The following is a 7,507-nucleotide window of genomic DNA, read 5'->3' on the forward strand; positions in this document are numbered from 1 at the left end:
AGACGGCGATCATGCTTGTCTACGCTGACAACTAGACCACTCGTCTGCTTACTTTTGGAAAAGTCTATTTTCGTTCATTCACTGGTAACTATAATTTTACCCCTATGTAATTTATTTGGGCTTGTAAATAGGCACAGATAAATTTTAGGGATAGGGTATTTTGATTTTAGCCCGAGCAACTTCTTCTCGTTAAAGAATACCCTTACCGATAGAGAACGAAATCTCTACTGAATCAAAATAAAATTATAGTCAGTTATTGTTTAAGAATCAATATCTTCTTCTGTTTTATCAGTAGGCGGCGTGTTGTTATCAGAAGGAGTGTTAGTCTCCTCTGAAGGTGGCGAAGGTAGCGAAGGAGTAGGTGTAGGAGCAGGAGTGGTAGTAGTTGTTGTCGTTGTTGTTTTTTCCTGCTCTGCCTTCGTAATATCGGCCTTCACTTTAATTTTCGTATCAGATATTTTTGTCACACCTTCGGGCAATTTCACATCAAATTCATAAGTTTTTGATTCTGTAATTTTTGATAAATCAACCTCTACTGGTATTGCAGTTAAAGCATCTATGATAGATTTCCTACCGTATACTCTCACCTTTGTAGGACTAATTGTTAATTGGTTGACGGTAATACCATTCTCCGCTTTTCCTATTTCCTTCAGCACAACCGGTAACTCTCTACTGTAAGCTCCAATATCTACTTGTACCTTCACAGTCCCCGGTTCAATCGTCACGTCTAACTTATTTAAATCACGATCTAGTACTTTAACTGCCGCTACTTGTGAGAACGGTTCTTTCAAGCCTTGTTCACCCGTTACGGTAGCTTTTACATAGCTAATATTTTCAATTGCACTTTTGGCACCTGTAATATACACCGTAGCTGGATTAGCAGCCATGCCATTTAAAATATACCCTTCTTCAATTAAACGAGTATTTAGCTCAGGGTCAACACGAAACTCTTGTGTGACCTTTTCCTCAATGTTTACCTTAACAGTTGCTGGGTCTAATGTAACTTGCAACTTATCAGAAATATTTTCGTATTGTAGTTTAACATTATGCTCACCTATGAGTAATTTACTCAAATCCGCAAATATAGAAAAATCTCTCGAAGTTTGAGCTTTTAAAGCGAGTGGCGTTGGACCTTTTATCGTAACGTTTACCGTCTTTGGTATCCCCGTTACAATAAGGTTCTTATCGTCATAAAAAACATCTACTGGCACATCGCGAATCACTACTGTTTGCTCACTCGTTATTGTTTTATTTTTAGGAGATAATTCGGTACGAACGGAGAAAAATAACAAAAAGGCTAGAAATAGTGCAACGATTCGTAACACCCAAGGGCTATCCATCATTTTATCCATTCTTTTTCCCCCTCCAAGTTAACTTAGAGGCTGCATCTGACTCCTGTGCTAATCCGAACCACATTTTACGTAACAGTCCTTCGAATTCCTCTAGAGAAAGATTTCGGTGAAGATTACCATTCATTGTAAGACTAATGGCACCGGTTTCTTCTGATACGACAATAGTAATGGCATCTGTCACTTCACTTAAGCCGAGTGCAGCTCGGTGGCGCGTCCCAAGCTCTTTAGAGATAAACGGACTCTCAGAAAGCGGTAAATAACAGGCTGCCGCCGATATTTTATCTTTTTGCATAATTACTGCTCCATCATGAAGCGGTGTATTAGGTATAAAAATGTTGATCAGTAACTCCGATGAAATCTCAGCATTTAGTCCTATGCCCGTTTCGATATATTCATTTAGACCAGTTTCTTTTTCAATAGAAATTAACGCCCCTATACGACGTTTGGCCATATAACTAACAGATTTCTTCATCGCCTCAATTAGCCTTGTTTGTTCTTCCTCAACTTGATTAATTGAACGTTGGAATAACTTCCCTCTACCAATTTGTTCAAGACCTCGTCTTATTTCAGGTTGGAAAATGATAATAATCGCCAAGAAACCGAAATCGATAACTTGTTGTAACATCCATCCTAACGTTTCTAACCCTAAATATTCTGTAGCAAGGCGCGCAATAATAATTACGAAAATCCCTTTTAATAATTGGACAGCCTTCGTACCTTTAATGAGGGTTAAAATTTTATAAATAACGTACCATACGAGCAGTACATCTAATAAGTTAATAACAATATTCACAGGTGTTAAATTAGCGAAATGTTCGATAATTTGCACGTGGCATCCCCCACTTTTCATTGCGAATCCATACACATTTAAGTATAGCACATTCTTATCAAATGTAACTTTTTTCAAATAAAAAGTCTACTCAAAAGAGTAGACCTTTCAGCCTCTCACGTGCACTATCTATTAGGACGTATAGAGTGTTATTTAGTTGCTTGTTTCTCCTCGAATATTACAGCAGACTTTACTGAATTTTTGATCGTATACCAAAGCCATTCGAATACTTCGTCAATTTCTTCTATTTTTCCCGAAACAACTGCCGAAGATGCCATATACTGTCCGTTAATAACAGTGACATTGCCATCCACTTCACCCTCAACAATTAAATCACCATTTTTAACAACAATGTCACCTTTTACAACTTCTCCCTTCGGCACAATAACCGTTTGACCTTCAACAACTAGGTTTGGCTGTTTAGTCACGGAGAACTGTCGGTCATCCATGAAGTTACCTAGTAAAGTTGCACTCATGAATAAACAAAAAACTGCTGCTGCCACAAAGAGTGGATGTCGGCGAATCCACTTTTGCATACCTACACGACTTTTAGGTTTCGGTAAACGAGCCATCACGGCTTCTTCAAAATGCGGAGGTGATGTAATGTGGGAAGCGCTCTTCACAAAGGCGATTGTTTCACTTAATTCCTGCATCAACTGTTTACAATCACTGCATGTATGCAAATGTCGTTTTAACTCTTGCTCATGCTCACGACTTATGTCACCATCTAAATAATCATGGATATAGTCTATTATATGCTCTGGACAAGTATTCATGACGCTCCCCCTCCTACAGATTGTTTAATTGCTTTCGTAATGCTTCACGTCCGCGGTGAATCCTCGTTTTCACCGTTCCAAGAGGCATATCTAAAATCTCGCTAATTTCCTGTAATGATAATTCTTCAATATATTTCAATACTATAACTGAACGATATTTATCAGGCAAACGTCCAATTTCATATTGAATGCGATCTTGCAGTTCCATTTGCTCTATCTGTTCTTCAGGTAGCTGGTCATCTGCTGCGATCTGCGAGTACATATTAAGTCCTTCTGTACCAGCTACTTCTGCATCTAAATAGTAATCTGGCTTTTTCTTCCGAATACGGTCTATACAAAGGTTTGTCGCTATGCGATATAGCCACGTCGCAAATTTTCTTTTCTGATCAAAAGTATGCAAGTTCATATAGGCACGAACAAAAGCTTCTTGTGCAATGTCCTCAGATTCTTGCTTGTTCCCTAACATCCTATAGCATACTTGGTACAGTTTGTGCTGATAGAGACTCACAATATCTGCAAATGCGTTTTGATCACCTTTAAGCACTTGTTTAATTTTCTTGTTTACTAACGCATCCATTGTGTTGACTTCTCCACCTTTACAACTGTCTTATACTATACGGCACATCGATAAGAAAAGTTTCATTTTGTTATTAATTATAGCAAAAGATTTTTATACATTGTGGCAACAGGCAATTTTTTGTCAAATTTCTTTAAACTAATGTTTCGCCAAATAAAGAACCCATTAATGCTACTGCAACATCGGCAGTTCTATTCTTCTCATCTAAAATTGGATTAACCTCAACGAATTCAGCAGATGTTAGCATACCTGACTCCTGAAGCATTTCCATTGCCAAATGACTTTCTCGATATGTAATACCACCAGGTACAGGTGTCCCAACTCCTGGAGTATAAAGTGGATCTAAACCATCTAAATCTAGTGATAAATGCAAACCATCTACATTACGCTCCCTTAAATAAGCTAGAGCATCTTCCATTACACGCGTCATTCCAAGACGATCTACCTCGTGCATTGTATATACTTTGATTCCTTGCTTACTAATTAATTCACGTTCTCCTGGATCTACAGAACGCGCTCCAATAATAATGACATTTTCAGGTTTAATTTTCGGTACATTATTACGAATTTTCACTAACCGTTCATGACCAAGTCCAATGCTTACAGCTAATGGCATACCATGTATATTACCAGACGGTGTCGTTTCAGGTGTGTTTAAGTCGGCATGCGCATCAAACCAAATAACACCTAAATTTTTGTAATGCTCACCAAGTCCTGCAAGAGTGCCAATAGCAATACTATGGTCGCCACCAAGTACAAGTGGAAACTCCTTTTGTTCAATTGCTTCATTTACACTTTTCGCCAAAGATGTACTTACATCGATAACTTCCTCTAAATTAAGTAGCTGTTTATCAACAATAGTGCCTTCTTGTTTTTGACTAACACGTATATCCCCTTGATCATGTACTACATGCCCTATTGCCTTCAAGCGCTCTACAACACCTGCATAACGGATAGCACTCGGCCCCATATCTACCCCTCTGCGAGTTTGCCCATAATCAGTTGGTACACCAATAATAGAAATATTTAGTTTATTCATTTTTTCATACCCCCTTTAAGTTGTATGACTATTGTAAAGCCTACATCCTCCTTGGCTCAACCTTACAATTTCGTGAATATTTATACAATTAAAAAGAACATAAAAAAATCTCCTGCTGTTTTCAGCAAGAGATTAGTATCTGTAGTTAATGTTACACTTTTTATTTTATAAAAGTGAGCCATGAAGGACTCGAACCTTCGACCCTCTGATTAAAAGTCAGATGCTCTACCAACTGAGCTAATGGCTCAAACAATAAAAATGGCTGGGGTACTAGGATTCGAACCTAGGCATGACGGAATCAAAATCCGTTGCCTTACCGCTTGGCTATACCCCAATCATTATAAAAAACTGGTGGAGGGGGACGGATTCGAACCGCCGAACCCTAAGGAGCGGATTTACAGTCCGCCGCGTTTAGCCACTTCGCTACCCCTCCGAAATAACACATTATGGTGGAGGATGACGGGCTCGAACCGCCGACCCTCTGCTTGTAAGGCAGATGCTCTCCCAGCTGAGCTAATCCTCCATAGAAACAGGTGTTCATTTCTTCACAGTTTTTTTATTTTTTTAAACCTTTGCATTACTACAATGCTTTAAAAATGGTGACCCCTACGGGATTCGAACCCGTGTTACCGCCGTGAAAGGGCGGTGTCTTAACCACTTGACCAAGGGGCCATTTTTCAAATGTCTCAAACAAGACAAGTATTATGATAACATTTTTTATCGTACGATGCAACACTTTTTTAATATTTTTTATGTAAACACCATCTTTAAAAATGAGCAAAAAAATGGCTCCGAAGGCAGGACTCGAACCTGCGACAACCTGATTAACAGTCAGGTGCTACTACCAACTGAGCTACTTCGGAACAATACTATTCAATTCGGTTTTTAAAACCTCTTAAGTACATTTATTATTATAGCAAGCATTATAAATTATGCAATACTTTTTGTGAAAATTTTTATATTTTTTGTCGAAGTCTTCCTATACAGTAACTAGAAACCTAATAGTTCTCTATTAAATCCAATATTTCTATTTCGTGCGCAAAATATTCTTGCTGTATATTATTGTAATTGTTAAAATGGAAATAGTTTTATGAATTTTCTATTAAATTTGTTTGGGGGAGGAATGTTCACATGGTAACAAACGATTTAATTGCACCAGAATTCTATAATATTACAGAGGAATTGGAGAAATTTTCTCAAGATAGTGATCGCCAAGCTATACGGTGGCTAAATACTCAGCAGGAGCGTCAAACAATTTCCTATGTTGAACTTGTTCAAAAAATGAATCAATACGCGCATGCCTTTACGAAGAAGGGGCTTCAAAAAGGAGATCGCGTATTAGTTATTATTCCACGTCTGCCTGAAGCTTATTTTGTCTTCCTTGGCTGTCTAAAGGCTGGGATTGTTCCTATTTCATGTTCAGAAATGTTACGTGCAAGTGATTTAGAATATCGTATGGAACACTCTTCTGCAAGGGCAGTAATAGCTTATGAAGCGTTCACAAGTGAGGTAGATCGTATTACTTCTTCAGTAGAGGCTTTAAATAATAAATTGGTTATTGGTACTGCTACTGGTGATTGGACCTCTTTAGATGAATTAGCAAGTACCCAGCCAGATACATTTACAGCAGCTGCTACTAAAAGAGATGATATGGCATTTCTTTCTTATACATCTGGCACCACTGGCAAACCAAAAGGGGTTGTCCATTCACACGGATGGGGATATGCACATATTAGAACAGCCGCTTCACAATGGCTTTGTGTACGTGAAGGTGATTTAGTTTGGGCTACAGCTGCTCCAGGGTGGCAAAAATGGATTTGGAGCCCATTTTTATCGACTATTATGCTAGGCGCAACTGCATTTGTATACCACGGAGGATTTGATGCAAAAACATACCTTAAACTGCTTCAAGAAGAAAAGGTTAATGTATTGTGCTGTACTCCAACGGAATATCGAATTATGGCGAAGATTGATAATTTAAAAGACTATAATCTATCTTCTCTACGTAGTGCTGTTTCGGCTGGCGAACCATTAAATCGACCAGTCATCGAAACATTTATGAATAACTTCGGTCTTAAAGTGCGCGACGGCTATGGCCAAACGGAAAATACTTTATTAATCGGCACACTTGAAAATATTGATTTACGTCCGGGTTCAATGGGTGTTCCTACTCCAGGCAATATTGTCCGTATTATAGATCATGAGGGCAAAGAGGCACCGATTGGAGAAGTTGGAGATATTGCAGTACACAAATCTTCTCCTGCTCTATTTAAGGAGTACTATCGTGAGCCTGAACGTACACAAGCTGCCTTCCGTGGAGATTGGTATATTACTGGTGACCAAGCCAAATGCGATGAAGATGGCTACTTCTGGTTTGAAGGTCGAGGAGATGACATCATTATTTCATCAGGCTATACAATTGGGCCATTTGAGGTAGAGGATGCTTTAAATAAACATGAAGCTGTACAAGAATGTGCTGTAGTCGCAGCTCCAGATGAAATTAGAGGACATATTGTTAAAGCCTTTGTCATCTTGCGAGAAAGCTTCAGAGATCGTGATGAAGAGGAGTTAACAAAAGAACTACAGGAGCACGTTAAAGCATTAACAGCACCTTATAAATATCCTCGTAGTATTGTCTTTATTGATGAGCTACCAAAAACAACTTCTGGTAAAATTCGTCGTATAGAACTACGAACAGCAACAACAACTGTATAAAATATAATAAAGAGACATTTCACCATTCACTTGGTTGAAATGTCTCCTTTATATATTGCTAATATTTACTATTCTTTTGGATAAAAAAAAGCCACTACTGAGTTTGTCAGCAGCGACTTTTTGCGCCTAGCGACGTCCTACTCTCACAGGGGGAAGCCCCCAACTACCATCGGCGCTAAAGAGCTTAACTTCCGTGTTCGGTATGGGAACGGGTGTGAC

General features: G+C 38.7%; 6 protein-coding genes, 6 tRNA genes and 1 rRNA gene. 1 reads left to right on the forward strand and 12 read right to left on the reverse strand.

The annotated features are described in order from the left end of the window. Positions 1-260: 260 nt before the first annotated feature. The 11 genes from ACMZ42_RS25055 to ACMZ42_RS25105 all read right to left on the reverse strand — a co-directional run bounded on the left by ACMZ42_RS25055 (position 261) and on the right by ACMZ42_RS25105 (position 5,436). A complete protein-coding gene (locus ACMZ42_RS25055) occupies positions 261-1,352 on the reverse strand; it encodes a YbbR-like domain-containing protein (RefSeq protein WP_415733155.1) in 1,092 nt (363 codons plus the stop codon). Next, positions 1,345-2,181 (reverse strand): diadenylate cyclase CdaA, encoded by an 837-nt coding sequence (gene cdaA / locus ACMZ42_RS25060; protein WP_370077347.1) that lies wholly within the window; start codon positions 2,179-2,181, stop codon positions 1,345-1,347. The genes ACMZ42_RS25055 and cdaA overlap by 8 nt, the downstream gene beginning before the upstream one ends. A 149-nt stretch (positions 2,182-2,330) precedes the next feature. Beyond that, positions 2,331-2,957 (reverse strand): zf-HC2 domain-containing protein, encoded by a 627-nt coding sequence (locus ACMZ42_RS25065; RefSeq protein WP_415733156.1) that lies wholly within the window; start codon positions 2,955-2,957, stop codon positions 2,331-2,333. A gap of 13 nt (positions 2,958-2,970) precedes the next feature. Beyond that, positions 2,971-3,534 (reverse strand): RNA polymerase sigma factor SigW, encoded by a 564-nt coding sequence (sigW, locus tag ACMZ42_RS25070; RefSeq protein WP_370077349.1) that lies wholly within the window; start codon positions 3,532-3,534, stop codon positions 2,971-2,973. Positions 3,535-3,667: 133 nt separating this feature from the next. Further along, entirely contained in the window at positions 3,668-4,573 is a 906-nt protein-coding gene (gene rocF, locus ACMZ42_RS25075; protein WP_415733157.1) for an arginase, read from the reverse strand. A gap of 174 nt (positions 4,574-4,747) precedes the next feature. After that, positions 4,748-4,820 (reverse strand) — tRNA-Lys (locus ACMZ42_RS25080). A 12-nt stretch (positions 4,821-4,832) separates the two neighbouring features. Further along, positions 4,833-4,907, reverse strand: a tRNA-Gln gene (locus ACMZ42_RS25085). Positions 4,908-4,922: 15 nt separating this feature from the next. Beyond that, a tRNA-Tyr gene (locus ACMZ42_RS25090) sits at positions 4,923-5,006 on the reverse strand. A 14-nt stretch (positions 5,007-5,020) separates the two neighbouring features. Then, positions 5,021-5,096, reverse strand: a tRNA-Val gene (locus ACMZ42_RS25095). Between the two features lie 74 nt (positions 5,097-5,170). Next, a tRNA-Glu gene (locus ACMZ42_RS25100) sits at positions 5,171-5,245 on the reverse strand. 114 nt (positions 5,246-5,359) lie between these two features. After that, positions 5,360-5,436 (reverse strand) — tRNA-Asn (locus ACMZ42_RS25105). A gap of 268 nt (positions 5,437-5,704) precedes the next feature. Between ACMZ42_RS25105 and mbcS the strand changes: the two genes are divergently transcribed. Continuing rightward, positions 5,705-7,288 (forward strand): acyl-CoA synthetase MbcS, encoded by a 1,584-nt coding sequence (mbcS, locus tag ACMZ42_RS25110; RefSeq protein ID WP_415733158.1) that lies wholly within the window; start codon positions 5,705-5,707, stop codon positions 7,286-7,288. A 124-nt stretch (positions 7,289-7,412) separates the two neighbouring features. On the opposite strand, the gene rrf is transcribed toward mbcS, so the two are convergent. Beyond that, positions 7,413-7,507 (reverse strand): 5S ribosomal RNA (gene rrf / locus ACMZ42_RS25115); the annotation flags it as partial.

This window comes from Lysinibacillus sp. NPDC056185 (assembly GCF_047737915.1).
Taxonomy (GTDB): Bacteria; Bacillota; Bacilli; order Bacillales_A; family Planococcaceae; genus Lysinibacillus.